Genomic DNA, 25,602 nt, shown 5'->3' with positions numbered 1-25,602 from the left:
TCCTCTCAATAGTCGATCGGATCGCGGATGATCGGGCAGGTCATGCAGTGGCCGCCGCCACGCCCACGGCCCAGTTCGCCGGCGCTGATGGTGATCACTTCAATACCGGCCTTGCGCAGCAGGGTATTGGTGTAGGTGTTGCGGTCGTAGCCGATGACCACGCCGGGCTCCACGGCCACCACGTTGTTGCCGTCGTCCCACTGCTCGCGCTCGGCGGCAAAACTGTTGCCACCGGTTTCCACCACGCGCAGGGTTTTCAGGTTGAGCGCCGCGGCCACGGTGTCGATAAAGCTTTTTTCTTCGCGGCGGATGTCGATGCCGCCCGGTTTGCTGTCATCGGGGCGCAGGGTAAAGGCGACGATCTGGTTCACCACTTCCGGGAAGACGGTGACCAGGTCGCGGTCGCAGAAGCTGAACACGGTGTCCAGGTGCATGGCCGCGCGGGACTTGGGCAGGCCGGCGACGATGACCCGCTCCACCGCCTTATTCTTGAACAGGTTCTGCGCCAGCTGGCCAATGGCTTGGCGTGAGCTGCGTTCGCCCATGCCGATCAACACCACGCCATTGCCGATGGGCATCACGTCGCCGCCCTCCAGCGTGGCGTTGCCGTGGTCCTCGTCGGGGTTGCCATACCAGACCTGGAAGTCGGCGCTGGTGAAGTCCGGGTGGAACTTGTAAATGGCGCTGGCCAGCAAGGTTTCCTGGCGACGCGCCGGCCAGTACATGGGGTTCAGGGTGACGCCACCGTAGATCCAGCAGGTGGTGTCGCGGGTGAACTGGGTATTGGGCAGCGGCGGCAGAATGAAGCTGGAATGGCCAAGGAAGTCGCGGAACATCTGAATGGTCTGGCCACCGAACGTGTCGGGCAAGTCATCGCCAGACACACCGCCGATCAGGTACTCGGCGGCCTTGCGCGGCTCCAGGCTGCGAATCCACGAATTGACTTCGTTCACCAGGCCCACGCCGACCTGATTGGGGGTGATCTTGCGCGACAGAATCCAGTCCAGCGCTTCGGGCTGCGCCACGATGTCGGTCAGCAGGTTGTGCATCTCCAGCACTTCGATGCCGCGTTCGCGCATCTTGGTCACGAAGTCGAAATGGTCGCGCTTGGCCTGGTTCACCCACAGCACGTCATCAAACAGCAGTTCGTCGCAGTTGTTCGGGGTCAGGCGCTGGTGGGCCAGGCCCGGGGAGCAGACCATGACCTTGCGCAATTTGCCGGCTTCGGAATGGACGCCGTATTTAACTTTTTCCGTAGACATTGCAATGTTCCTCCACAATTTCAGAAACAGGGTTCAGAGCGTTAGGAAACCGTCGTACAGTCCGTAGGCAGCCACGATGGCGCCGAGTACGACCAAGGCAAATATCAACTTCTCCACGTTGGTAAAAATCGGTTGGCCCACCTCGCGCTTGGCCTTGGCAAACAGGATCGCGCCAGGGGCATAAAGCAGCGCCGACAGCAGCAGGTATTTGACCCCGCCGGCATACAGCAGCCAGATCGCGTAGATCAGTGCGATGCCGCCGATGACCAGGTCTTTCTGGCGCTCCTTGAGGGCCTGCTCGTAGGTTTCCGAACGCACCGCCAGCAGGAAGGCGTAGGCCGCGGACCACAGGTAGGGCACCAGGATCATCGAGGTGGCGAGGTAGATCAGGGACAGGTAAGTGCTGGCCGAGAACAGGGTGATGATCAAGAAGATCTGCACCATGGCATTGGTCAGCCACAGGGCGTTGACCGGGACCTGATTAGCGTTCTCCTTTTTGAGGAACGCCGGCATGGTGTGGTCCTTGGCGGCGGCGAACATGATCTCGGCGCACAGCAGTACCCACGACAGCAGTGCCCCCAGCAGCGAGATGATCAGGCCGACACTGATCAGCACCGCACCCCAATGCCCGACCACGTGTTCCAGCACCGCGGCCATGGATGGGTTCTGCAGTTTGGCCAGTTCCGGCTGGGTCATGATGCCCAGGCTCAGCACGTTCACCAGCACCAGGAACAGCAGCACGGTGATGAAACCGATGACGGTGGCCTTGCCCACGTCCGAGCGCTTTTCGGCCCGGGCCGAGAAGATGCTGGCGCCCTCGATGCCGATGAACACCCACACGGTGACCAGCATCATGTTGCGCACCTGGTTCATCACGCTGCCAAGGTCCGGGTTCATCGAGCCCCAGATATCGGCGGTGAAAATGTCCAGCCTGAAGGCGAAGAAGGCGATGGCGACGAACAGCAGCAGTGGCACCACCTTGGCAACCGTGGTGACCAGGTTGATGAAGGCGGCCTCCTTGATGCCGCGCAGCACCAAAAAGTGCACGCCCCACAGCAGTACAGAGGCGCCGATGATCGCGGCCGGCGTGTTGCCTTCGCCGAAGATCGGGAAGAAATAGCCCAGGGTGCTGAACAGCAACACGAAGTAGCCGACGTTGCCCAGCCAGGCACTGATCCAGTAGCCCCAGGCCGAGGAAAAGCCCATGTAATCGCCGAAGCCGGCCTTGGCGTAGGCGTACACCCCACCGTCCAGGTCTGGCTTGCGATTGGCCAGGGTTTGAAAGACGAACGCGAGGGTCAGCATGCCGACTGCGGTAATTGCCCAGCCAATGAGTACTGCACCTACATCGGCACTTGCAGCCATGTTTTGCGGCAATGAAAAGATACCGCCGCCGATCATCGAACCCACCACCAGCGCGACCAATGCGCCAAGTCGTAGTTTGCCGGGAGCTTCTGACATTGTATGACTCCATCCAGGAGAATCGAGGCTTTAGACTAGAACTAGTCGCTGCGAAAAAAGATGATCTGGGTCAGTTCATGGGCACATTCCATTGTTGATTTATGAACCTCGGTCGTTGCACAGGCGTGACAGCTCGGTCGTGCTGGAACTCCCCTGCACTGCGGACCTTCCATGTGTGGGAGAGACTTGCGCTCGCCCTGCCGAGACCTTAGAAATTAGTATGGTTTTTCGAATTCGCAAATTTTTGCTGAGAATTTTTCCCATTCATCTGATTTATAAGGCAAGCTTTAAAATACTCTTAGCTGGCTAACTTTCTTTATGTTGCATCGCTATCACGGGCATCTTTTTTTGCGCTAAAAATCATAACCGGTCAGTAAGTAACTATATTTAAGAACTGTACCTGGCAAGGCTGGCAGCTTGATATCACGGATTGACGAGGCTCAAATGACAGAACCCGGCGGGAAGTTACGGCTTGGCGCGTTGATCGCCTTGGTAGTTGGCTCGATGATCGGCGGCGGAATCTTCTCGCTGCCGCAAAACATGGCCGAACGGGCCGAAGCGGGCGCCATCCTGATCGGTTGGGGCATCACTGCCGTGGGCATGTTGATGCTGGCATTCGTGTTCCAGACCCTGGCTAATCGCAAGCCCACCCTCGACTCGGGCGTGTATGCCTATGCCAAGGCCGGGTTTGGCGAATACATGGGTTTTTCCTCGGCCTGGGGCTATTGGATCAGTGCCTGGTTGGGCAACGTCGGCTACTTCGTGCTGCTGTTCAGTACCTTGGGTTACTACTTTCCGATTTTCGGCCAGGGCAACACGCCCATCGCCATTGCCTGTGCGTCGGTGCTGTTGTGGTCGGTGCATTTCCTGGTGATGCGCGGCATCAAGGAGGCGGCGTTCATCAACCAGGTCACCACGGTGGCCAAGATCGTGCCGCTGGTGATGTTTATCGTAATCGCGGCCGTGGCGTTCAAGGCCGACGTCTTCACCCTGGACATCTGGGGTAGCAGCAACCCCAGCCTGGGCGGGGTAATGGAGCAAGTGCGGCACATGATGCTGGTGACGGTGTTCGTGTTCATCGGCATCGAGGGCGCCAGCGTGTATTCGGGTCGGGCGCAGAAGCGCTCGGACGTCGGCAAGGCCACCGTCATCGGTTTTCTGGGCGTGCTGGCGCTGCTGGTGCTGGTGAATGTGTTGAGCCTGGGGATCATGAGCCAGCCTGAGCTTGCCACCTTGCAAAACCCTTCCCTGGCTGCGGTGCTGGAACACATCGTCGGGCCTTGGGGCGCACTGCTGATCAGCCTGGGGTTGGCGGTGTCGTTGCTGGGGGCGCTGCTGTCGTGGGCGTTGCTGTGCGCCGAAATCCTCTTTGCCACGGCCCGCGACGACACCATGCCGGCCTTCCTCAAGAAGGAAAACGCCAACGGCGTGCCGGTGAACGCGATGTGGCTGACCAATGGCATGATCCAGTTGTTTTTGCTGATCACGCTATTTTCCGCCGGTACCTACACCAGCTTGATCTACCTGGCCTCATCGATGATTCTGGTGCCCTACCTGTGGTCGGCGGCCTATGCCGTGTTGCTGGCCTGGCGCGGCGAAACCTACGAGCAGGCCCCCGGCCAGCGCCGCAAGGACCTGCTGATTGGCCTGGTGGCGCTGGCCTATGCGATATGGTTGTTGTACGCCGGGGGGGTGAAGTACCTGCTGCTGTCGGCACTGTTGTATGCGCCGGGGGTGATCTTGTACGCCAAGGCCAAGCGCGAGCAGGGCCAGCCGTTGTTTACCCGCTGGGAAAAGCTGATTTTTGCCGCCGTGCTGGTGGGGGCGGGGTTGGCGGCTTACGGGTTGTTCAGTGGGGTGTTGAGTTTGTGAGGGTGGGCGGCGACGGTGCCTGATTCACGCCCCGAACGCGGCAATCGCACTGCCCAGTTCATTGGCCGGCAGCGCCCATTGCAAAGGCGTCCCGCGGATGCACAGTGGCGGGCTCAGCCGGTGGGCCGGGCCCCAAGGTGTGTGTTCCACCGCCGAGGCCAAGTCGGCGCCGGTTTCGGCCGCCAACGGCAGGTCGACTGTGACCTGGCCGTGCTCCACCAAGGCTTTGGCCGTGCGCGCCAGCGACAACCGTGCCGAACCCCCGCGACCGCTGTGCAGGCGCTCGGTCAGGCCACGTATCACCGAGGCTGCGATCAGGTAACCGGTGGCGTGGTCCAGCGCCTGCACCGGCAGTGGCACGGGTTTGTCCGCCGATTGCCACTGCATGCCCGCCGCAGCGATGCCGGTGCTCATTTGCACCAGGCTGTCGAAACCCCGGCGGTGGCGCCAGGGCCCGCTGCAGCCGTAGGCATTGAGGCTCACATCGATCAGGCCGGGCGCCAGCCGACGACGCTCCTCGGCGCCATAACCCAACCGCTCCAGTGCATCGCCACGGTAACCATGCACCAGCACGTCGGCCTGGCCGAGCAAGCGCTCGAAGGTCAGTCGGTCGAGGGCATCGTGCAGATCCAGGCGCGCACAGTGCTTGCCCAGGGTGATTTCGGGCACCAGCGATGGTTCTTCCCATCCGGGTGGGTCCAGGCGCAGTACATCGGCGCCCAGCCCTGCCAGCAGACGGGTGGCCACGGGGCCAGCGAGGATGCGCGTGAGGTCCAGCACCTTGATTCCGGCCAGCGGTTGCGCGGCGCTGCCCAGCCAGGGCTGGCGTACCTGGGTATCGGCATGGCTGCGCTGTACAAGCGGTTCGGCGTTCACCGCCTGCCCCTGCGGGTGCGTTTGCCATTGTGCCCAACTGCGCATCTGTGCGGCGCAACCACCGGCCGCGACAATCGCCGACTCCAGGTCGCCGGCCTGCCACTGCGCGACTTTTTGGGCCATGGCTGCCCGGTCGCTGCACGCGCCCAGCACCTGTTCGGCGCTGGCGCGGTGGTGGCGGGCATTGGTGTGCAGGCGAATCCAGCCGTCGGCTGCCTGGTAGTCTGCGGCCAACGCGTCCCAGGCCGGTGCCAGTCTCCAACCCAAGGGGCGCAGGCTGCCGGCAAACCAGAATGAGGCCAGGCGGCGGTCGACGATGACTGCGGGCAAAGGTTGCCCCTGTTGCTGCAGCAGGTGCGCCACGGCGAGCCCGGCAGCGGCGATGCTGGCGCTGGCAAAGTCAGTGACGGCGTAGGCAGAGGGCAGGGCGCCCACGGCTTGGAAGGTGGTGGCGGCGAGCAAATGATCCGGCAGGTCCAGCGCCGCGCAAAAGGACGAGAGCAATTCAGGCATGGTCAAGCCTCCTTGTGTGCCGATCATTTTCGGCACACAAGGTTGGACCGTCAAACGCGGAATTGATCCATCAGTTTCATTTGCTGGCTGGACAACGCGTTGAGTTGGCTGCTCACCTGCGCAGACTCGGTGGCCTGGCCAGTCAGGGTTTCGGTCACGCTGCGGATTGCCGAGACGTTGCGGTTCACCTCTTCGGCCACCGCGCTTTGTTGCTCGGCGGCGCTGGCGATCTGCAGGTTCATGTCGCTGATCACCGTTACCGCGTCGCTGATCTTGCCCAGCGCCTGCACGGCCTGCTGGATCTGCCCGGCGTTGTCTTGCGCCTTGGTATGGCTGGAGTGCATGGTCAGCACCACGCCGCGGGTGCCGCTTTGGATGCGTTCGATCACGTGGCGGATCTCTTCCACCGAGTCCTGGGTGCGTTTGGCCAGGTTGCGCACCTCGTCGGCCACCACCGCGAAACCGCGCCCGCTTTCGCCGGCACGGGCCGCTTCGATGGCCGCGTTCAGCGCGAGCAGGTTGGTTTGCTCGGCGATGCTGCGGATCACTTCCAGCACCGAGCCGATCTGCTCGCTGTTCACCGCCAGGGCTTCCACTTCGCTGACCGCCTTGCTCACTTCCTCAGCCAGCAGGGTGATGTCGCGGGTGCTGCGCTCGATGATCTGCATACCGTCCTTGGCCGATTGGTCGGCACCGCGGGCGGCACTGGCAGCGCTTGAAGCACTGTTGGCGACGTCGTGGGCGGTGGCGCTCATTTCATTGGAGGCGGTGGCCACCTGGTCGATCTCGCGGAACTGCACCTGCATGCCTTCGCTGGTGCGCCGCGAAATTTCCGAAGACTGGTCGGCGGTGGCACGCGCCTCGGTGACGCTTTGCTTGATTTGCGCGATGGTCGGCTGCAGTTTGTCGAGGAAGCGGTTGAACCAGCTCACCAGTTCGCCCAGTTCGTCGCGCTTGGTATATTTGAGGCGCTGGGTCAGGTCACCTTCACCGCTGGCGATGTCCTTGAGCATGTTGGCAACGCTGTTGATCGGCCGGGTTACGCCCGAGGCGGTCAGCCAGATCAGCAGCAGGCCAACCAGGCCGGCCACCAGGGCTACCGACAGTGCAATCAGGGTGCCGGTGGTCTGGGCCTTGTCGAGCACGCCCTGCAGTTTTACCGAGTCGGCCAGCAGCACCTGCTCTGGCAGGTCGATCACCACGCCCCACGGCGCGGCATCGGGGATGGGCGCAACCGGGTACACGGCGCGGATCAGTTCGCCCTGTTTGAAGACCTTGATGTTGTGGGTTGCAATCGCCTGCAGCAACTCCTTGCCGTCACTGCTCAGGGCCTGCTCGACGCCTTTGCCCACAGTGCTGGCATCCAGGCTGTTGGCCGCCAGTACACCTTTGCCAGAGACAATGAGCATGTGGCCTGCGCCTTGGAACAGCTCGCCCTGTGCCTTGACTGCGGCAGCTTGCAGCGAGTCCAGGGCGATGTCCACGCCTACCACGCCAATCACCTTGCCATCGGCACGTATCGGCATGGAGACGGTGGTCATCAATACCTGCTGGCCATCCACGGCATCGGCATAGGGTTCCAGCAGGCAGGTCTTGTTGGACTTCTGCGGGCAGGTGTACCAGCTGTTGTAGGGCACGCCGCTGACGCTGAGGTCGGTCTTGCTCAGGTCCGTTTCCAGGATGAGGCTGTTGAGGGTCTTGCCGGCGGAGCGGTTCCAGTAGCTGCCAAAGCGCCCGTTTTCGTTGGAACTATGCGCGGTGTCGCCGACGAATTCGGCGTCATGGCCGTCCAGTGCATTGGGCTCGAAAACGGCCCAGGTACCCAGCAGGCCGGGGTTGCGCTCGATCACCGTGTTGAGCACGTGGCTGAGGTCTTCGCGCAGCGCCGCAGGCGGGATGGCGCGATGGTTGGCCTGGTTGCGCAGCTCACCGATCTGGTCGTCCAGCGCGCTAACCACCAGCAACGCGTCGCCAAAGGTTTTCTGTAGCAGCAAGGCTTTTTCCGCGGCCTTGGCCTGTAGCAGGTCCTGCACGCTGTCGGTGAGCATTTTCTTGCTGGAGGCGCCGACAAGGGCATCGTTCTGGCTGGTTTGCCACAGGTTGATCGTCACGATCAGGCCGACCACGCCAAACAGGCACAGGCCAGATAACAGAACGATTTTCAGACGGATCGAAAGACTGTCGAACATAGGTGAGAGCTCGCTAAATGACCGGGAACGGGACAGCGAGAGCCCCATCAGGCCCTGCCCGCCAATTCCTTCTAGCGATGGAAGCACATCGGCGCTGCGCCGTTTGTCTTGAGAAAACGACGACAGGCGGTCGTCAGGAGGCGACGACTGTCGATTCCGGGCGTGACCAGATCCACAGGTTGACCAGCACCATGCCGCCGATCGAGGCGTACACAGGCCAGGCGTGGGGCAGGGTGAAGTACATGACGAAGGCGCACACCAGCATGCTCAGCGTGGCGCTGAGTTTGGCGCGGCGGGTGATGACCTTGCCGTTGCGCCAGTTGCTCAACATGGGCCCGAACAGCCGGTGGTTTTCCAGCCACGCGCTCAGGCGCGGCGAGCTGCGGGTGGCGGCCCAGGCGGCCAGCAGGATGAACTCGGTGGTGGGCAGGCCGGGAATCACGATGGCCACCAGGCCAATGCCCAGGCTTACATAGGCAAGCAGGCCGAACAGGAGGCGGGCGGTTTTGGACGGGGCTGGGCGGGTCATGGGGTCATTTTTCGAGGGCAGCACATCCGGCCCGTGCGCAGGCGCAGGCCGGGTCGAGCTTAAGCGCGGGCAGCGTAAGTATGCTGCAAGAGTATTTGCAAGCGGGAAAAGGCGTCAATCGCCGCCTGATCAGCGTCCGCTTCTTCGGACGGGCTGAACGGCAGGCTGTCGAAAATCACGTTGAAGGCCTTCCAGCCACGCATGCGCCCACCCTCGGGTTCGGCCAGGTGGCGGGCACCGAAGGTTTCGCTCAAACCCATGGCCTGGGCACGTTTGATCAGGATGGCTGCGCCCAGCTTGGAGCCTTCCGACACCCGGATCCAGGTCAGGGCGGTGGCCACACTTGGGTTGTGCAAGGCACCCGGCACGGCCGCTGGTACTGCCAGGCCCAGGTCGGCCAGATCTGCCAGGGCAGCATCGGCGCGGCAGCGCTCGGGCAGGTCGGGGAACAGTTTGACCAGCTCGGGGTCGTTGTACAGGCCCTTGAGTTCGGACTGGAACAGGTACTGCATTTGCAGGAAGTGGCCATAGCTTTCGCGGCTGTCGAACGGCGCGTGGGCGCCCACAGCGGTTTCCAGGCTGTCGTGCAGGCTGGCGCTGAGTTGACGCAGGCGCGCCGAACGCAGGGTCGGTTCCAGGGTGGCCGTGTCGGCCGGTGCTTCGATTGCAGTCATGTGCAGTGTCCTTGTGGTCAGCGGTCTTGATTGACTAGACGAATCAACTGACGAAACTCAGTAAAAAAACTTGGTGGTGCCGCCGACCTGTGGCCAGCGGCACAGTGCCACAATCAGATGTCCCAAACCACATTGACCGAGAAATTGCGCCCCGGTTGCGTCAGGCGGTCAAGGTTGGCTGGCTGCGTGACCGACGCCTCGCCCACGCTGTCGTAGCCGCGCACGTCATCCCACTGCCAGTACTTCTTGTTGGTCAGGTTGTACAGGCCGGCGTTGATGGTCACATCGTCCGTCACCTTGTAGAAACCGGCCAGGTCGAGCACGCCGTAACCCGGGGTCTTGAACTGGGTACTGGTGCCGTCCGGGGTGTTGAAACTGGTGCTGTCCACGCGGTTTTTGCGCTTGACCAGGGTCCAGCTCAACAGGCCGCCGTAATTGTCTTGCTCGTAGCCCAGGCCAAACACGCCGGTCAACGGGTTGATGCTGTTGAGCGGCTCGCCGGTGTCGTCGTTACGACCATACAAGTAAGCCACCGAACCTTGGGTGTACAGGCCGTTCGGCGCGCCGAAGCTGTCCAGGTTCAGGCGGCCCTTGAACTCCATGCCCTTGATGGTGGCGTGCTTGATGTTGTTGCTCTGGAACGTGGTCTCGGTGTAGCCGGGGGTGATGGCGTTTTCGTCAATGAAGTCGCGGTATTTGTTGTAGAACAGCGCCACGTCAAAGGTGCCTGCCTCGAACTGGCCGCGCAGGCCGGTCTCGTAGCTTTTGCTTTTTTCAGGCTTGAGGTTAGGGTTGGGCGCTACCTGATAACCACTGGTCAGGTTCTCGAAACGACCATACAAGGCCTTGGCCGTAGGCGTGCGGAAGCCTTCGGCGTATTGGCCGTACCACGTGTAGTTGTCGTTGAAGCTGTAGGTAGTGCCGAACTTGGGCGACAGGCGGTGCCAGGTCTTGGTGCTGTCGCTGACCTCGCCATCGCCGCTCTGGTCGGCGGTGTTCAGGAACTCCTGGGTGATGTGCGGCTTGAGCTGGGTGTAGTCATAGCGCGCGCCAGGCAGGAAGGTCCAGTCGTTCCAGCTGATCTGGTCCTGGGCGAACAGGCTGTAGTTGTTGATGGTCGGGTCCGGAAAGTCGCTGGCCGGGGTCAGGGAATCGGCGGCGCTGACGGCTCCAACCGCCGTGCAACTGCCCGCCACGGTCAGGCAAGTGCCCGTGCCGGTGCGCAAGCCCGTGACCTTGTCCTGCTTGATAGTGGTGCCGTAGGTGACGCGGTGGTCGGTGTCGGCAATGGCAAACGATTTGTCGGCCTGGGCGTCGAATACCCACTGGCGGTCTTTGTAGGTGGTTTCGCGGTTGCGCAGCACCGTGCGCGATGGCGCGTAGATTTCCTGGGTGGTCTGGTCGGTCTTGGCGATCTGGTAGTTCAGGGTCCACTTGATGTGGTCGGCCAGGGCGCTGTCCAGGCCAAAACTGTGGTCCAGGCCAAAGCGCTCGCGGGTCACGGTGTCATTGCCGGTGCGCGATTTGTAGTAACCAAAGCCACGACCCGAGACGAACGGCCCGCCCACCGCGCTTAACTGGTTGGTATCGCGGTCGTCCTTGTAGTGCTCGTAGGTCAGGCCAAAGCGCGCATCGTCGGCGTAGTTCCAACCGAGCTTGGCCAGCACGTTGGTGGTGCGCACGTCTTCAGGGTTGGCCTCGGTGCGGGACAGGCCGGTACCGCCGGTTTCGCCATAGGACTCGGTTTCGTGGCCATTGCGCTGGCTCAAGTGCAGCAGGCCGTCGAAGTCACCGGTGCGCCCGGCCACGGTGCCCGAGGTCAGCCAACTGTCGTCGGCCGAGCTGTAGCCGGTCTTCAGGCGCGCGCCCACATCCTTGCCTGGCTTGATGATGTCATCCGGGTCCAGGGTGTAGTAGCTCACCGCGCCGCCGATGGCGTTGCTGCCGTACAGCACCGAGGCCGGGCCACGCAGAATTTCCACGCGCTTGACGATTTCCGGGTCGACGTAGTTGCGGTTGGTTTGCGCGTAGGGGCCGTTGAAGAAACTGTCGGGCACTTGCACGCCGTCGATCTGGGTCAGTACGCGGTCGCCATCGATGCCGCGGATGTTGTAGCCGGTGATGCCGGCGCGCTGGCCACTGCCGCCCACCGACACGCCCGGCTCGTAGCGCACCAGGTCCTTGATGCTGTTGACGTTGTCGCGGTCCAGTTGCGCACGGTCTTGCACGGTCACGGTGCTGGGCACGCTGTTGACCTCTTGGGCGCTGCGGGTGGCACTGATGGTGACCTGTTGCAGGGCCATGGCGCCGGAGGTGCGGCGCTCGATGACCACGTTGTTGCTGCCCAGCTTGCGATAGCTGAGGTTGGTGCCGGCCAGCAGGGTGTCCAGGGCGCGATCGGCGCTCAGCGACCCGCGCACACCGGGGGAGGCGACATCCTGCGCCAGCTGCGCCGAGAGCCCCACCTGCCAGCCCGTGACCTGGGTGAACGCATTAAGCGCCGACACCAGCGGTTGCTGTTCGATGGCAAAGCGGTAGTCGCCCGCCGACCGCGTGGCAGCCGGCGCAGCTTCTGCGGCCAGCAGCGGAGCGGCGGGGGTGGCAGCCATTAGCAGCGCCACGGCGAGCAGCGAAAGGCGGCGTGGCGCCGGGTTGGCGGTGCAAGAACGATTGAAACCTGAAGACATCGAAAAGCGCTCCCTGTCGCGCGGCATTTATAGTTGCTAAATGATTCATAATGCGAATCACTTGCATTGGCTATAACGAGACGAAGCAGGGAGCTTGATCGCGTAAAAATAAATTCGGAAAGACAGTGGCACGATGGAGGGGCGTTGCCAGGTGCTTCTAAAAACCAACAGCGCCGCTCTCACAGGCATAGGCACGGTGCAACCAATGTGGGAGCAAGCTCGCTTGCGAATAGGTGCGCGGGCGGCCGGTATTTGCCTCACTTGAGTCTTGAACCAAGCCGCGTGGGCAGCCCTGCGATAAGCCTGCCGGGCGATTCAAGTGTTGCTGAGACCGGCCGCCCGCGCGGCCTATCGCAAGCAACGCTTGCTCCCACATTGGTTGCATCGTGCCGCATTCTGAGGCGCGCGTTATCAGTCCAGAATCACCAACGCCGGAAACTCGTGCAGCCTGGCCGAGGTGATGTGCGCCAGGGAGCGCACCACGTCCAGGGGGTTGTCCAGGCGGTAGTTGCCCGTGACCGAGACGTTGGCCAGCCGCTCGTTATTGTTGATGATCCAGCCCGGGTAGTAGCGGCGCAGTTCGGCCAGTACTTGGCTCAAGGGGCAATTCTCGAACACCAGCCGGCCTTGCACCCAGGCCAGGTCCTTTTGTGGGTCCAGCCGTTCACGCTGGCCAAAGCCGTGGGGGCCGATGCGGATACTGTCGCCGGCGCTCAGGCGTACGCGTTCGTCGTGGCTGGCTTGCAGGTCGACATTGCCGCGCTGCACGCGTACCTGCGCCTCGCCGTCCAGGTAGCTGACGGCAAAAGCGGTGTCGCGCACGCTGGCGCGCACTGGCCCGGCCTGTACTTCCAAGGGCAGTTGGCGGCTACCGGCGACCTCGAAAAACGCCTCGCCCTGGTACAGCCTGGCCGAGCGCTGTTGGTCATCGATGTGGCTGGAGAACGCCGAGTTGGTGTTCAACAACACCTGGGAGCCGTCCTCCAGTTGCAGGCGTTGACGCTCGCCCACCACGGTCAGGTGGTCGGCCTGCAAGCGCAGGGGCAGGTTGCTGAAGCTGAACAGGCCGATCAGCAGCACGGCGGCGCTGGCCAGAGGTTTCCAGTGCGGGCGCAGTGTGCGCAACCACGCCGGGCGGCGCTTTTTATCCAGGGCATGGGCAGCCTGGCTGACTGCCAGGCCGTTCCAGACGGCGTTGGCTTGGGCGAAGGCCTCGGCGTGCGCGGGAGCGGCGGCCAGCCAGGCGTCGAACGCCTGGTGATCGGCTTCGCTGGCGCAGTCCAGGCGGATCAACCAGTCGAGGGCTTGATCCATCGCGCTGCCGGCAGGCTTATCGGCGCGCGATCTGTTGTGTTCTGTCACGGGTGTTCCTCGGCATCGCACCAGCAGGGTCGTCGGCGGCTGAGCTTAACAAAGTGCGTGGGCAAGCAGCGGCCTTCGATTAAAAACTCGGAATATTCCTACCAGACTCGTTATTGATCCATCCGTTGCGCAACACCGACGCAGATCGCCATGATCAGTTTCAGCTCTTTTTGCACGGTGCTGGCCGACACCGACAACTGCTCGGCGATGTCCAGGTAGCTGCAGCCGTGCAGCCGGTTGAGGATAAAAATCCGCTGCTGGCGCGCGGACAGTTGGCTCAGGCTGGTATTGAGGCGCATCAGCAATTGCTCGGCGTGGGCGGCTTCTTCAGGCGAACTCTGTGGCGCGGCGACACTTTGCAACACCGCCAGCGGCACGTCCTCAAGCATGGTCCGTTCATGCACCTTGCGCGCCCGCAGGTGGTCCAGCGCCAGGTTGCGGGCGGTCTGGAACACAAAGGGCTCCAGGTGATCGATAGGGCGCTCGCCCAAGGCGCGGGTCACCCGCAGGTAGGTTTCCTGCAACAGGTCTTCGGCGGTGCTTGGGTTGTTGACCATGCGTTGCAGCGTGCGCAACAGGCTCAGGCGCTGGGCGATAAAAACAGAGTTGAAGTGTGACTGGCTCACAGCGGTACCGGACCAAAAGGCAGTTAATGATAATGCTTATCATCTATGCCTTTGGTCAAGCGGTTCTTTGTATCGATCAACTGCGAGCTTTCAGGTAACCGTCGTAATCCGGAATCCGGTAGGCGTGCGCCTGGTTCATCAGCGGGCTGCCCAGCAGGTAGTCCGCAGTGGCCTCGTTGGTGGCCATGGGGATGTTCCACACGGCCGCGACCCGCAGCAATGCCTTGACGTCCGGGTCATGGGGCTGCGGCTCGAAGGGGTCCCAGAAAAACACCAGCAGGTCGACCCGGCGCTCGGCGATCCGCGCGCCCAATTGCTGGTCACCGCCCAACGGGCCGCTGAGCATGCTCTCGATGGGCAAGCCCAGGCGCTTTTCCAGGAGCATGCCAGTGGTGCCGGTGGCCAACAGGTGATGGTCGGCCAGGCGGTGCTTCTGGCGTTCGGCCCAGTCCAGCAAAAAGCCCTTGCAGTGATCGTGAGCCACCAACGCAATGCGCTTGCGCGCCGGCAGGTGTGACTCGATGAATTCGATACCGATCATACTGCGTTCCTTTTGTGTTACTGGGCGTTGCACAGCGCCAGGCAGTTATCGAGCATGCGGTTGGAGAAGCCCCATTCGTTGTCATACCAGGCCATGACTTTCAGCAGCTTGCCGTTGGCCTTGGTGTGGTTGGCATCGAAGATCGACGACAGTGGGTTGTGATTGAAGTCGCACGATACCAGCGGCAGAGTGTTGTAGCCCAAAATCCGCGAGTGCTGGCTGGCTTCTTTCATCAGCGCGTTGACTTCGTCGGCACTGGCTTGGCGTTTCAGGTTCAAGGTCAGGTCGACCAGCGACACGTTGATCACCGGTACCCGCACGGCCATGCCGGTCAGCTTGCCGGCCAGTTCCGGCAGCACCAGGCCCACGGCTTCGGCGGCACCGGTCTTGCTCGGGATCATCGACTGGGTGGCGGAGCGGGCGCGGAACGGGTCGCTGTGATACATGTCGGTCAACACCTGGTCATTGGTGTAGGCATGGATCGTGGTCATCAGGCCTTGTTCGATGCCCAGCTCGCGGTGCAGCACCTGGGCCACCGGGGCCAGGCAGTTGGTGGTGCACGAGGCGTTGGAAATGATCTGGTGGCTCTGGCGCAAAATGTCGTGGTTAACGCCATACACCACGGTGGCGTCGGCGCCCTTGGCGGGGGCCGAAATAATGACTTTGCGTGCGCCGGCGGTGATGTGCGCGGCGGCCTTGGCACGGTCGGTGAACAAACCGGTGCACTCGAACACCACGTCGATGGCCTCGGCCTTCCACGGCAATTCGGCGGGGTTGCGGATGGCACTTACTGCGATGCGGTCACCGTTGACGATCAGGCCTTCCTGGTCGAAGTCGACGGTGGCATCGAAAATACCGTGCACGCTGTCATATTTGAGCAGGTGGGCATTCATCGCGCTGTCGCCCAGGTCGTTGATGGCGACGACCTGCAGGTCCTGACGGTAGCCTTGGGAGTACAGTGCACGCAGTACGTTGCGGCCGATGCGGCCAAAACCGTTGATAGCGATACGAAGGGTCATGTAGGTACCTCTGGCAGATTGTGTGGGCCTCCTGGCAAGGAATGACGGTCACGAAATCTGTTTTGTTATTGGAATTACAAGATTATTCGCAAAAAAATAGAAAACAAGCCTTTTTAATGGCAATATTTTGTTTTATCTACAACGAGTGACCGGCACAGCTGTTCCTGTTGATCAAACGCAATCCTGGCTACCGAGCCTGGGCGGCCGATGGGATAATGGGAAACAAGGTGCAGCGGTCACCCCCATAGCCTGGAGTTAGTCTCATGCATCCCCGCGTCCTAGAGGTCACCGAACGTCTGGTAAACCGCAGCCGCGCAACGCGCGAGCGTTACCTGCAACTGATCCGCGGCGCCGCCAGCGATGGCCCGATGCGGGCGAAACTGCAATGTGCCAACTTCGCCCACGGCGTGGCCGGCTGTGGTACTGAAGATAAGAACGCGCTGCGGATGATGAATTCCGCCAACGTGGCCATTGTTTCTTCCTATAACGACATGCTCTCGGCGCACCAGCCCTACGAAACCTACCCCGAACAGCTCAAGCAGGCCCTGCGCGAGATCGGTTCGGTGGGCCAGTTCGCCGGTGGCGTGCCGGCCATGTGCGACGGCGTCACCCAGGGTGAGCCGGGCATGGAGCTGGGCATTGCCAGCCGCGAAGTGATCGCCATGTCTACCGCCGTGGCGTTGTCGCACAACATGTTCGACGCCGCGCTGATGCTGGGCATTTGCGACAAGATCGTGCCGGGCCTGATGATGGGCTCGCTGCGTTTCGGCCACCTGCCGACCATCTTCGTGCCGGGCGGGCCGATGCCATCGGGTATTTCCAACAAGGAAAAAGCCGACGTTCGCCAGCGCTACGCCGAAGGCAAGGCCAGCCGCGAAGAGCTGCTGGAGTCGGAGATGAAGTCCTATCACAGCCCGGGCACCTGCACCTTCTACGGCACCGCCAACACCAATCAGTTGCTGATGGAAGTGATGGGCCTGCACTTGCCAGGCGCCTCGTTCGTCAACCCCAACACCCCGTTGCGCGATGCCCTGACCGTGGAAGCGGCGCACCAGGTCACGCGCATGACCAAGGCCAGCGGCAATTTCATGCCCATTGGCGAGATTGTCGACGAAAAATCGCTGGTCAACTCCATCGTGGCCCTGCATGCCACCGGCGGCTCCACCAACCACACCCTGCACATGCCGGCCATCGCCATGGCCGCGGGCATCATCCTCACCTGGCAGGACATGGCCGACCTCTCCGAGGTGGTGCCGACCCTGTCCCACGTGTACCCGAACGGCAAGGCCGACATCAACCACTTCCAGGCAGCGGGCGGCATGTCATTCCTGATCCGCGAACTGCTGGAAGCCGGCCTGCTGCACGACGACGTCAACACCGTGGCCGGTCGTGGCCTGAGCCGCTACACCCAGGAACCGTTCCTGGACGACGGCAAGCTGGTCTGGCGCGAAGGCCCGATCGAGAGCCTGGACGAAAACATCCTGCGCCCGGTGGCGCGCGCGTTTTCGGCAGAGGGCGGCCTGCGGGTGATGGAAGGCAACCTGGGCCGTGGCGTGATGAAAGTCTCGGCCGTAGCCCCCGAGCACCAAGTGGTCGAAGCGCCAGCACGGGTATTCAACGACCAGCAAGACCTGGCCGACGCCTTCAAGGCCGGCGAGCTGGAACGTGATTTTATCGCGGTGATGCGCTTCCAGGGCCCGCGCTCCAACGGCATGCCCGAGCTGCACAAGATGACCCCGTTCCTGGGCGTGCTGCAAGATCGTGGCTTCAAGGTGGCGCTGGTCACCGATGGCCGGATGTCCGGTGCTTCGGGTAAGATCCCTGCTGCCATTCACGTTTGCCCGGAAGCCTTCGATGGCGGCCCGCTGGCCAAGGTTCGCGACGGCGACATCATCCGTGTCGACGGCGTGCAAGGCACCCTGGCGGTGCTGGTGGAGCCTGCCGAGCTTGCGGCCCGGGAAAACGCCATTGGCCTGCTGGACAACGGCGTGGGCTGCGGGCGCGAACTGTTTGGTTTCATGCGCATGGCGTTCAGCTCCGCAGAGCAAGGCGCCAGCGCCTTCACTTCGGGCCTGGAGGGGCTTAAATGAAACTGGCGCTCGTCGGTGACATTGGCGGTACCAACGCACGCTTTGCGTTGTGGGAAGACAACAACCTGCACTCGGTGCGGGTATTTCCGACGGCGGACTACACCAGCCCCGAGCAGGCCATTGGCGTTTACCTGAAGGACCTGGGCCTGGCGCCCGGGTCCATCGGCGCCGTGTGCCTGGCCGTGGCGGGCCCGGTCAGTGGCGACGAATTCCGTTTCACCAACAGCCACTGGCGCCTGAGCCGCAAGGCCTTTTGCGACACGTTGCAGGTCGAGCACCTGCAACTGGTCAATGATTTCACCGCCATGGCCCTTGGCATGACGCGCCTGGAAGACGGCGAAACCCAGGTGGTTTGCCAGGGCATCGCCGACCCGCTGCGCCCGGCCGTGGTCATTGGCCCGGGCACTGGCCTGGGGGTGGGCACGCTAATACGCAATGGCGAGCATTTCATGGCCTTGCCCGGCGAGGGTGGCCATGTCGACCTGCCGGTGGGCACCGCCCGCGAGGCGCAACTGCGCCAGCAGATCCAGAACGAGATTGGCCACGTGAGCGCCGAAACCATCCTCAGCGGCGGCGGCCTGTTGCGCCTGTACCAAGCCGTATGCGCGGTGGACGGCCACGAGGCGACGTTGGTAACCCCGGCCGCCATTACCTCGGCAGCCCTGGCCGGCGATCCGGTCGCGATGGGTGTGATCGACCAGTTCTGCCGTTTTCTCGGCCGCGTGGCCGGCAATAACGTGCTGACGGTGGGCGGGCGTGGCGGGGTGTTTATCGTGGGTGGGGTGATCCCGCGTTTCCTTGATCTGTTCCTGGCCAGCGGCTTTACCGAAAGCTTTGCTGACAAGGGCTGCATGAGCGATTACTTCAAGGGCATCCCCGTGTGGATCGTGACTGCCGAGTTCTCGGGGCTGATTGGTGCCGGTGTGGCCTTGCAGCAAGCCCACGCCTGAGCGTTTAATCTGCGTTTGAAGTAATCGGGCGCCTCGACCCGGTACCAGAGACAAGGACGCAGCACGTGAGCACTGCCGGCAAATCGATTCTGCTGGTCGACGACGACCAGGAAATTCGCGAACTGTTGCACACCTATCTCAGCCGTGCGGGCTTCGCGGTCCGCACCACCGGCGACGGCCAGGGCTTTCGCCAAGCCCTGAACGAGGAGCCAGCGGACCTGGTGATCCTCGACGTCATGCTGCCCGACGAAGACGGTTTCAGCCTGTGCCGCTGGGTGCGCCAGCACCCGCGCCAGGCCCAGGTGCCGATCATCATGCTCACCGCCAGCTCCGATGAAGCCGACCGGGTGATTGGCCTGGAGTTGGGCGCCGACGACTATCTGGGCAAACCCTTCAGCCCGCGCGAACTGCAGGCACGGATCAAGGCACTGCTGCGCCGGGCGCAGTTTGGCCAGGAGCGTGGCGGTGAAGTGTTGGCCTTTGAGGAGTGGCGCCTGGACACGGTCAGCCATCGGCTGTTTCACACCGATGGCGAGGAGGTGTTCCTGTCTGGTGCCGACTTTGCCCTGCTCAAGCTGTTTCTCGATAACCCGCAGCAGATCCTGGACCGCGACACCATCGGCAACGCCACCCGTGGCCGTGACCTGATGCCTCTGGACCGCATTGTCGACATGGCCGTGTCGCGCTTGCGCCAACGCCTGCGCGACACCGAAAAACCGCCCCGGCTGATCCGCACCGTGCGCGGCAGTGGCTACCTGCTGGCGGCCAACGTTGTCTCTGCTTAAGCGCCTGCCGCTGCCGCGCTCGCTGTTGGGGCGCATGCTGCTGCTGACCCTGTTGGTGGTGCTGCTGGCGCAAAGCCTGGCCAGCGCCATCTGGCTGTCGCAACTGCGTGCCACCCAGCTTGAGGGCCTGGTCACGGCCGCGCGCAGCCTGGCCCATTCGATGTCGGCCAGCGTCAGTTATTTCCGTTCGTTGCCCCTGGCGTATCGGCCACTGGTGCTCGACCAGTTGCGCAGCATGGGCGGCACGCGGTTCGTGGTGTCGCTCAATGACAAGCCGCTGGACATGCGCGTGCTACCGCCCACCCCACGCAAGACCGCGGTGCTGGAAGCGGTGGATGAAGTGCTGCACGGGCAATTGGGCGACCAGGTGAATATCTCGGTGCAGTTTGTCAGCCCCGATGACCTGCGCATCTTCAACAGCGGCCTGAGCCTGAGTGAGTTGCCGCGTTCCTGGGCCCACTACGCGCTGACCCTGGAGCCGGTCAACCCGCCGGTGCTGGTCACGCAAATCCGCCTGGCCGAAGGCGAGTGGCTGTACATCGCCTCCTTGCTGCCCGAGCCCTACACCAGCCTCGAGGAAGAGGGCCTGCCGTCGCAGCAGGTGTGGTTCATCGTGCTCACCAGCTCGTTCCTGCTGCTGTTCATCGGCCTGTTGGTGCACTGGCAAAGCCGCCCGCTCAAACGCCTGGCCCGCGCCGCGCGAGACATGTCCCTGGGGGCCACCCAGGTGGACGAGGCCAAGCTTGAGGGCGGTGGCAGCGAGGTGGAAGACGTGGGCCGGGCGTTCAATGCCATGCGCGAACGCATCAGCCGATACCTCACCGAGCGCAGCCAGTTGTTCAGCGCCATTTCCCACGACCTGCGCACGCCCATCACCCGCCTGCGCCTGCGCGTGGAACTGCTGGAGGATGAAGCGTTGGAAGCCAAGTTCGGCCGCGACCTGGACGAGTTGGAACTGCTGGTCAAGGGTGCGCTGCAATGTGTGAAAGACACGGACATCCACGAGAACATCGAGAAGGTCGACCTCAACCAGGTGCTCGATTGCCTGGTAGAGCCGTTTTTGGCGCCCGGTGGCAACGGCCGCGTGACCCTGGAGGGCGCGGCGCACTTCAGCTACTCGGGCAAGCCGCTGGCCTTGAAGCGCTGCATGGGCAACCTGATCGACAATGCCTTGAAATACGGCCAGCGTGCGCACCTGTTCGTCGAAGATGACGGCGACGCCTTTGTGCTGCACGTGGACGACGAAGGGCCGGGCGTGCCACAGCAGCGTTTGGAGCAAGTATTCGAACCGCACTTTCGCCTGGCCGGGCAGCAGCAGGGGTATGGCCTGGGGCTGGGCATCGCCCGCAACATTGCCCATAGCCATGGCGGCGAGGTGAGCCTGCAAAACCTGCGAGAAGGGGGCCTGCGCGTCACGCTCTACCTGCCCCGCACCTGAATGAATGCACGCCCGCTGTAGGATTTATCCGCGAAGAACGCACAGGTGATCTTGCAGAAAAACTGCGGCGGCCTTTTCGCGGATGAATCCGCTCCTACACGATATCTGCTTATGTCACAGGCTGGTGACATTACCCTGCACCTTCGTTACCTGCACGATCCCCACCCTTGTTTAGACTCAGCGCATTCCAGGCTCTCTGCCTGGCGGGGTCAAATAACAAGAAAAGGTCCTCCATGGAAACGTTCGATCTGCCGTTCGCCAGTTGGCTGAACGCGCCCGCTCACCGCGCCTGGCTCACGGCCGAAGGCCAACGCCTGTTGCAGTTTGCCAAGGCGGCCAAGCTCGTCGATGGCTTTGGCAACCTTGATGATCGCGGGGTGCTCAAGGTGGGTGCCTACGCCGAAACCATGAACACCGCGCGCATGACCCACAGCTTCGCCATGGCCCATGTCATGGGCGTGCCCGGTTGCGCCGCGCTAGTGGACCATGGGGTCAAGTCGCTGCTCGGGCCGTTGCGCGATGCCAAGCATGGCGGCTGGTTTGCCGCCGCGTACCATCAGGACGGCAACACCGGCAAGGCCGCCTACCTGCATGCCTTCGTCGCCCTGGCCGCAAGCTCCGCCGTGGTGGCCGACCGCCCCGGCGCCAAGGCGTTGCTGGAGGAAGCGATCAAGGTCATCGAGCAACAGTTCTGGTGCGAAGAGGAGGGCGCCATGCGCGAGTCCTTCCGCCGCGACTGGAGCTACGAAGAGGCCTACCGCGGCGCCAACAGCAACATGCACTCGGTGGAGGCCTTCCTGGCGCTGGCCGACGTGACGGGCAAGCGCCGTTGGCTGGACCGGGCATTGAGCATCGTCGAGCGAGTCATCCATACCCATGCCGCTGGCAACGACTTTATGGTGATCGAACATTTCGATCGCCACTGGCAGCCGCAGCTCGAGTACAACCACGACAACCCAGGCGACGGCTTTCGCCCCTATGGCACCACGCCCGGCCACGGCTTTGAATGGGCGCGGCTGTTGCTGCACCTCGAGGCGTCGCGCAATCAGGCGGCCCTGCTGGTGCCGCAGTGGCTGGTGGGCGACGCGGCCAAATTGTTCGACAGTGCCTGCCGCCATGGCTGGAGCGTGGATGGCGCGCCGGGCGTGGTCTACACCCTGGACTGGGACAACCACCCGGTAGTACGCCAACGCATGCACTGGGTGCATTGCGAAGCCAGTGCGGCGGCGGCGTCGCTGCTCAAGCGAACCGGCCAACCCCAGTATGAAGCCTGGTACCGACAATTCTGGGACTTCAGCGAGACTTTTCTGATCGATCGCGAGCAGGGCAGTTGGCACCATGAGCTGGATGAAAAAAACCGCCCCAGCAGCCTGGTGTGGTCTGGCAAAGCCGACCTTTACCACGCCCTGCAAGCCGTTTTGCTACCCTGCCTACCACTTGCGCCTAGCCTTGCAACCGCTCTGGCACAAGCCTGAGCGGCAATGTCACGGGTTGGTGACATTTGCCCGTCGCTTCGTTACCTGCAAGTTGGATCACCCTGTTTAAACTCCTGTGCAGCGCAAGCACCAGACTTGCATGCATAACAACAAGAAAAGGTACTCCGATGAATGCGATCAATCGCCTCGCCGCTGTCATTTCCCTTGCCACTCTGTTCCCCCTCGTTGCCCATGCTGCTGACAGCAAAGGTAATGTCGAGGTCGTGCACTGGTGGACCTCCGGTGGTGAAGCCAAGGCTGTGGGTGTACTGAAACAGCTGGTCGAAAAGGACGGCTACACCTGGCAGGACAGTGCCGTTGCCGGGGGTGGTGGCGCCGCCGCCATGACCGTGCTGAAAACCCGCGCCGTGTCTGGCAACCCGCCTTCTGCCGCGCAGATCAAAGGCCCGGACCTTCAAGAGTGGGGCGCCTTGGGCCTGCTGACCAACGTCGACGACGTGGCCAAGGCCAACAACTGGGACAAGCTGCTGTCCAAGACCGTTTCCGACACCATGAAGTTCGAAGGCCACTACGTGGCCGTGCCGGTGAACATCCACCGCGTCAACTGGCTGTGGATCAACCCCGAAGCGTTCAAGAAAGCTGGCATCGCCAAGGCCCCGACCACCCTCGAAGAACTCTATGCCGCCGGTGACAAGCTCAAGGCCGCCGGCCTGATCCCGATCGCCCACGGTGGCCAGCCATGGCAGGACAGCACCGTGTTCGAAGACATGGTGCTGAGCATCATGGGTGCCGACGGCTACAAGAAAGCCTTCATCGACCTGGATGAGAAAACCCTCACCGGCGAGCAGATGACCCAGGTCTTCACCGCGCTGAAAAAACTGCAAGGCTACATGGACCCCAACGGCACCGGCCAGGACTGGAACCTGGAAGCGGCCAAGGTCATTGACGGCAAGGCCGGCATGCAGATCATGGGCGACTGGGCCAAGAGCGAGTGGAGCGCGGCCGGCAAGAAAGCCGGTACCGACTACGAGTGCGTGCCGTTCCCTGGCACCCAAGGCAGCTACACCTACAACATCGACTCCCTGGCGATGTTCAAGCTGGCCAAGAAGAACGATACCCCCGGCAACAATGCTGCACGTGACGACCTGGCCAAGGTCGCACTGGAGCCGGAATTCCAGTACGTCTTCAACCAGAACAAAGGCTCCATCCCGGTTCGCAACGACCTGGACATGACCAAGTTCGACAGCTGTGGCCAGGCCTCGGCCAAAGACTTCGCCGCCGCCGACAAGGCCGGCAAGCTGGAGCCGAGCATGGCGCACAACATGGCTACCTCGCTGGCCGTGCAGGGCGCGATCTTCGACGTGGTGACCAACTTCATGAGCGACAAGAACGCTGACCCGGCCAAGGCCGCCAAGCAGATGTACTCGTCGATCAAGGCTGCCAAGTAAGGTTCGACCCGCTTTCCAAAGCCTGCGCCGGGGTGATCCCCGTCCTCCGGTGCAGGCGATGGGTGCCGATTCACTTTTTCATTCTGGATGTTCCCGATGAGCTCTGTGGCTGTGTTCAGCAAGGCCTCGCCGTTCGATGCGCTGCAACGCTGGCTTCCCAAGTTGGTGCTGGCGCCAAGCATGCTGATCGTGCTGGTCGGTTTTTATGGTTATATCTTCTGGACGTTCATTCTTTCGTTCACCAATTCCAGCTTCATGCCGAGCTACAAGTGGGTCGGCCTGGAGCAGTACGCCCGCTTGATGGACAACGACCGCTGGTGGGTGGCGAGCAAGAACCTGGCGCTGTTCGGCGGTATGTTCATCGGCATCAGCCTGGTGCTGGGGGTGTTTTTGGCCGTGCTGCTGGACCAGCGCATCCGCCGCGAAGGCTTTCTGCGCACCATCTACCTGTACCCGATGGCACTGTCGATGATCGTCACCGGTACCGCCTGGAAATGGCTGCTCAACCCAGGCCTGGGCCTGGACAAGATGCTGCGCGACTGGGGCTGGGAAGGCTTTCGCCTGGACTGGCTGATCGATCAGGACCGCGTGGTGTACTGCCTGGTGATCGCCGCCGTGTGGCAGGCCTCCGGTTTTGTCATGGCGCTGTTCCTGGCTGGCCTTCGGGGCGTTGACCAGTCGATCATCCGCGCCGCCCAAGTCGATGGCGCGAGCCTACCGGCCATCTACCTGAAGATCGTGCTGCCGAGCCTGCGCCCGGTGTTTTTCAGTGCGTTCATGATCCTGGCGCACATCGCCATCAAGAGCTTCGACCTGGTGGCAGCCATGACCGCCGGCGGCCCGGGCTACTCCTCGGACTTGCCTGCCATGTTCATGTATTCCTTTACCTTCAGCCGCGGCCAGATGGGCGTGGGGTCGGCCAGCGCCATGCTGATGCTGGGCGCGATCCTGGCCATCCTGGTGCCGTACCTGTACTCGGAGCTGAGGAGCAAGCGCAATGACTAGTGCCTACCGCAAATCGTCGCTCACCTTCAGCCGCGTGGCGATCTACGCCACCCTGATCCTGGCGGCCGCGGTGTACCTGATCCCGTTGGTGGTGATGCTGCTCACCAGCTTCAAGACCCCCGACGACATCCGCACCGGCAACCTGCTGAGTTGGCCCGACGTGATCACCGGCATCGGCTGGGTCAAGGCCTGGGACGACGTGGGCGGGTTCTTCTGGAACTCGGTGAAAATCACCGTGCCCGCCGTGTTGATCTCCACCTTCATCGGTGCCATGAACGGCTACGTGCTGTCGATGTGGCGCTTTCGCGGCTCGCAACTGTTCTTCGGCCTGCTGCTGTTCGGCTGCTTCCTGCCGTTCCAGACCGTGCTGTTGCCGGCGTCCTTCACCCTGGGCCAGTTCGGCCTGGCCAACACCACCCAAGGGTTGGTGCTGGTGCACGTGGTGTACGGCCTGGCCTTCACCACGCTGTTTTTCCGCAACTACTACGTGAGCGTGCCGGATGCGTTGGTCAAGGCTGCGCGGCTCGACGGCGCGGGCTTCTTCACCATCTTCAACAAGATCCTGTTGCCGATGTCGATCCCGATCATCATGGTCTGCCTGATCTGGCAGTTCACCCAGATCTGGAACGACTTCCTGTTCGGCGTGGTGTTCGCCAGCGGCGATGCCCAGCCGATCACGGTGGCGCTGAACAACCTGGTCAACACCAGCACCGGCGCCAAGGAATACAACGTAGACATGGCTGCCGCGATGATCGCCGGCCTTCCAACACTGCTGGTGTACATCATGGCCGGCAAGTATTTCCTGCGTGGGCTCACTGCCGGCGCGGTCAAGGGGTAGA

Annotated in this window: 20 protein-coding genes; 9 read left to right on the top strand and 11 right to left on the bottom strand. The window is 62.5% G+C overall.

Annotated features, from left to right (window positions below; translation table 11 throughout):
- Positions 1–5: 5 nt before the first annotated feature.
- Positions 6–1,262: an arginine deiminase gene (gene arcA, locus L9B60_RS06300; RefSeq protein WP_249677305.1), complete on the bottom strand. Its 1,257-nt coding sequence runs from the start codon at positions 1,260–1,262 to the stop codon at positions 6–8.
- Positions 1,263–1,295: 33 nt separating this feature from the next.
- The gene (gene arcD, locus L9B60_RS06295; RefSeq protein WP_249677302.1) at positions 1,296–2,723 is read right to left on the bottom strand and encodes an arginine-ornithine antiporter; all 1,428 of its coding nucleotides are present in this window, start codon (positions 2,721–2,723) and stop codon (positions 1,296–1,298) included.
- Positions 2,724–3,167: 444 nt separating this feature from the next.
- Here arcD (L9B60_RS06295) and arcD (L9B60_RS06290) point away from each other — a divergent pair, with 444 nt between their 5' ends.
- Positions 3,168–4,595, top strand: a complete 1,428-nt coding sequence (gene arcD, locus L9B60_RS06290) for an arginine-ornithine antiporter (RefSeq protein ID WP_249677301.1) — start codon at positions 3,168–3,170, stop codon at positions 4,593–4,595.
- 24 nt (positions 4,596–4,619) lie between these two features.
- On the opposite strand, the gene L9B60_RS06285 is transcribed toward arcD (L9B60_RS06290), so the two are convergent.
- From L9B60_RS06285 to gap, 9 genes are all read right to left on the bottom strand, one after another.
- Positions 4,620–5,984, bottom strand: coding sequence for a CoA transferase (locus L9B60_RS06285; RefSeq protein WP_249677299.1), 1,365 nt, complete (start codon positions 5,982–5,984; stop codon positions 4,620–4,622).
- A gap of 50 nt (positions 5,985–6,034) precedes the next feature.
- Positions 6,035–8,173, bottom strand: coding sequence for a methyl-accepting chemotaxis protein (locus L9B60_RS06280; RefSeq protein ID WP_249677297.1), 2,139 nt, complete (start codon positions 8,171–8,173; stop codon positions 6,035–6,037).
- Positions 8,174–8,306: 133 nt separating this feature from the next.
- On the bottom strand, positions 8,307–8,702 hold the full coding sequence (locus L9B60_RS06275) for a YbaN family protein (protein WP_249677295.1): 396 nt from the start codon (positions 8,700–8,702) through the stop codon (positions 8,307–8,309).
- Between the two features lie 59 nt (positions 8,703–8,761).
- Complete coding sequence (locus L9B60_RS06270) at positions 8,762–9,376, bottom strand: biliverdin-producing heme oxygenase (protein WP_249677293.1); 615 nt, start codon at positions 9,374–9,376, stop codon at positions 8,762–8,764.
- A gap of 113 nt (positions 9,377–9,489) precedes the next feature.
- Positions 9,490–12,063: a TonB-dependent receptor gene (locus L9B60_RS06265; protein WP_249677291.1), complete on the bottom strand. Its 2,574-nt coding sequence runs from the start codon at positions 12,061–12,063 to the stop codon at positions 9,490–9,492.
- 411 nt (positions 12,064–12,474) lie between these two features.
- Entirely contained in the window at positions 12,475–13,377 is a 903-nt protein-coding gene (locus L9B60_RS06260; RefSeq protein ID WP_249679677.1) for a FecR family protein, read from the bottom strand.
- Positions 13,378–13,535: 158 nt separating this feature from the next.
- Positions 13,536–14,051, bottom strand: a complete 516-nt coding sequence (locus L9B60_RS06255) for an RNA polymerase sigma factor (RefSeq protein WP_249677289.1) — start codon at positions 14,049–14,051, stop codon at positions 13,536–13,538.
- Positions 14,052–14,127: 76 nt separating this feature from the next.
- Positions 14,128–14,592, bottom strand: a complete 465-nt coding sequence (locus L9B60_RS06250) for a methylglyoxal synthase (protein ID WP_249677287.1) — start codon at positions 14,590–14,592, stop codon at positions 14,128–14,130.
- 17 nt (positions 14,593–14,609) lie between these two features.
- Positions 14,610–15,611 (bottom strand): type I glyceraldehyde-3-phosphate dehydrogenase, encoded by a 1,002-nt coding sequence (gene gap, locus L9B60_RS06245; protein ID WP_249677285.1) that lies wholly within the window; start codon positions 15,609–15,611, stop codon positions 14,610–14,612.
- Positions 15,612–15,874: 263 nt separating this feature from the next.
- Here gap and edd point away from each other — a divergent pair, with 263 nt between their 5' ends.
- The 8 genes from edd (at position 15,875) to L9B60_RS06205 (ending at position 25,601) form a co-directional block, all read left to right on the top strand.
- Positions 15,875–17,701: a phosphogluconate dehydratase gene (edd, locus tag L9B60_RS06240; RefSeq protein ID WP_249677284.1), complete on the top strand. Its 1,827-nt coding sequence runs from the start codon at positions 15,875–15,877 to the stop codon at positions 17,699–17,701.
- Positions 17,698–18,651 carry a glucokinase gene (locus tag L9B60_RS06235; protein ID WP_249677282.1) on the top strand — a complete coding sequence of 318 codons (954 nt, stop codon included), beginning with the start codon at positions 17,698–17,700 and terminating at the stop codon, positions 18,649–18,651. The genes edd and L9B60_RS06235 overlap by 4 nt, the downstream gene beginning before the upstream one ends.
- Before the next feature lie 65 nt (positions 18,652–18,716).
- Positions 18,717–19,436: a response regulator gene (locus L9B60_RS06230; RefSeq protein WP_249677279.1), complete on the top strand. Its 720-nt coding sequence runs from the start codon at positions 18,717–18,719 to the stop codon at positions 19,434–19,436.
- Positions 19,437–19,470: 34 nt separating this feature from the next.
- On the top strand, positions 19,471–20,874 hold the full coding sequence (locus L9B60_RS06225) for an ATP-binding protein (protein WP_283780629.1): 1,404 nt from the start codon (positions 19,471–19,473) through the stop codon (positions 20,872–20,874).
- A 233-nt stretch (positions 20,875–21,107) separates the two neighbouring features.
- Positions 21,108–22,349: a D-mannose isomerase gene (locus tag L9B60_RS06220; protein ID WP_249677277.1), complete on the top strand. Its 1,242-nt coding sequence runs from the start codon at positions 21,108–21,110 to the stop codon at positions 22,347–22,349.
- A 128-nt stretch (positions 22,350–22,477) separates the two neighbouring features.
- Positions 22,478–23,758, top strand: a complete 1,281-nt coding sequence (locus L9B60_RS06215) for an ABC transporter substrate-binding protein (RefSeq protein WP_249677273.1) — start codon at positions 22,478–22,480, stop codon at positions 23,756–23,758.
- A gap of 96 nt (positions 23,759–23,854) precedes the next feature.
- Positions 23,855–24,763 carry a carbohydrate ABC transporter permease gene (locus L9B60_RS06210; protein ID WP_249677271.1) on the top strand — a complete coding sequence of 303 codons (909 nt, stop codon included), beginning with the start codon at positions 23,855–23,857 and terminating at the stop codon, positions 24,761–24,763.
- Positions 24,756–25,601 carry a carbohydrate ABC transporter permease gene (locus L9B60_RS06205; protein ID WP_249677269.1) on the top strand — a complete coding sequence of 282 codons (846 nt, stop codon included), beginning with the start codon at positions 24,756–24,758 and terminating at the stop codon, positions 25,599–25,601. The genes L9B60_RS06210 and L9B60_RS06205 overlap by 8 nt, the downstream gene beginning before the upstream one ends.
- The last annotated feature ends 1 nt before the right edge of the window (position 25,602 follow it).

It is taken from the genome of Pseudomonas abieticivorans (genome assembly GCF_023509015.1).
Taxonomy (GTDB): Bacteria; Pseudomonadota; Gammaproteobacteria; order Pseudomonadales; family Pseudomonadaceae; genus Aquipseudomonas; species Aquipseudomonas abieticivorans.
The sequence above is the reverse complement of the archived record's forward strand: the minus strand, read 5'-3'. Positions and strand labels throughout refer to the sequence as shown.

Coding starts and splice junctions, on each gene's coding strand:
- L9B60_RS06265 (WP_249677291.1), bottom strand. CDS start 12,063: ATGTCTTCAGGTTTCAATCGTTCTTGCACCGCCAACCCGGCGCCACGC.
- L9B60_RS06285 (WP_249677299.1), bottom strand. CDS start 5,984: ATGCCTGAATTGCTCTCGTCCTTTTGCGCGGCGCTGGACCTGCCGGAT.
- L9B60_RS06270 (WP_249677293.1), bottom strand. CDS start 9,376: ATGACTGCAATCGAAGCACCGGCCGACACGGCCACCCTGGAACCGACC.
- L9B60_RS06210 (WP_249677271.1), top strand. CDS start 23,855: ATGAGCTCTGTGGCTGTGTTCAGCAAGGCCTCGCCGTTCGATGCGCTG.
- L9B60_RS06225 (WP_283780629.1), top strand. CDS start 19,471: ATGCTGCTGCTGACCCTGTTGGTGGTGCTGCTGGCGCAAAGCCTGGCC.
- arcA (WP_249677305.1), bottom strand. CDS start 1,262: ATGTCTACGGAAAAAGTTAAATACGGCGTCCATTCCGAAGCCGGCAAA.
- L9B60_RS06205 (WP_249677269.1), top strand. CDS start 24,756: ATGACTAGTGCCTACCGCAAATCGTCGCTCACCTTCAGCCGCGTGGCG.
- L9B60_RS06275 (WP_249677295.1), bottom strand. CDS start 8,702: ATGACCCGCCCAGCCCCGTCCAAAACCGCCCGCCTCCTGTTCGGCCTG.
- L9B60_RS06235 (WP_249677282.1), top strand. CDS start 17,698: ATGAAACTGGCGCTCGTCGGTGACATTGGCGGTACCAACGCACGCTTT.
- L9B60_RS06260 (WP_249679677.1), bottom strand. CDS start 13,377: ATGGATCAAGCCCTCGACTGGTTGATCCGCCTGGACTGCGCCAGCGAA.
- L9B60_RS06250 (WP_249677287.1), bottom strand. CDS start 14,592: ATGATCGGTATCGAATTCATCGAGTCACACCTGCCGGCGCGCAAGCGC.
- gap (WP_249677285.1), bottom strand. CDS start 15,611: ATGACCCTTCGTATCGCTATCAACGGTTTTGGCCGCATCGGCCGCAAC.
- arcD (WP_249677301.1), top strand. CDS start 3,168: ATGACAGAACCCGGCGGGAAGTTACGGCTTGGCGCGTTGATCGCCTTG.
- L9B60_RS06280 (WP_249677297.1), bottom strand. CDS start 8,173: ATGTTCGACAGTCTTTCGATCCGTCTGAAAATCGTTCTGTTATCTGGC.
- edd (WP_249677284.1), top strand. CDS start 15,875: ATGCATCCCCGCGTCCTAGAGGTCACCGAACGTCTGGTAAACCGCAGC.
- L9B60_RS06215 (WP_249677273.1), top strand. CDS start 22,478: ATGAATGCGATCAATCGCCTCGCCGCTGTCATTTCCCTTGCCACTCTG.
- arcD (WP_249677302.1), bottom strand. CDS start 2,723: ATGTCAGAAGCTCCCGGCAAACTACGACTTGGCGCATTGGTCGCGCTG.
- L9B60_RS06220 (WP_249677277.1), top strand. CDS start 21,108: ATGGAAACGTTCGATCTGCCGTTCGCCAGTTGGCTGAACGCGCCCGCT.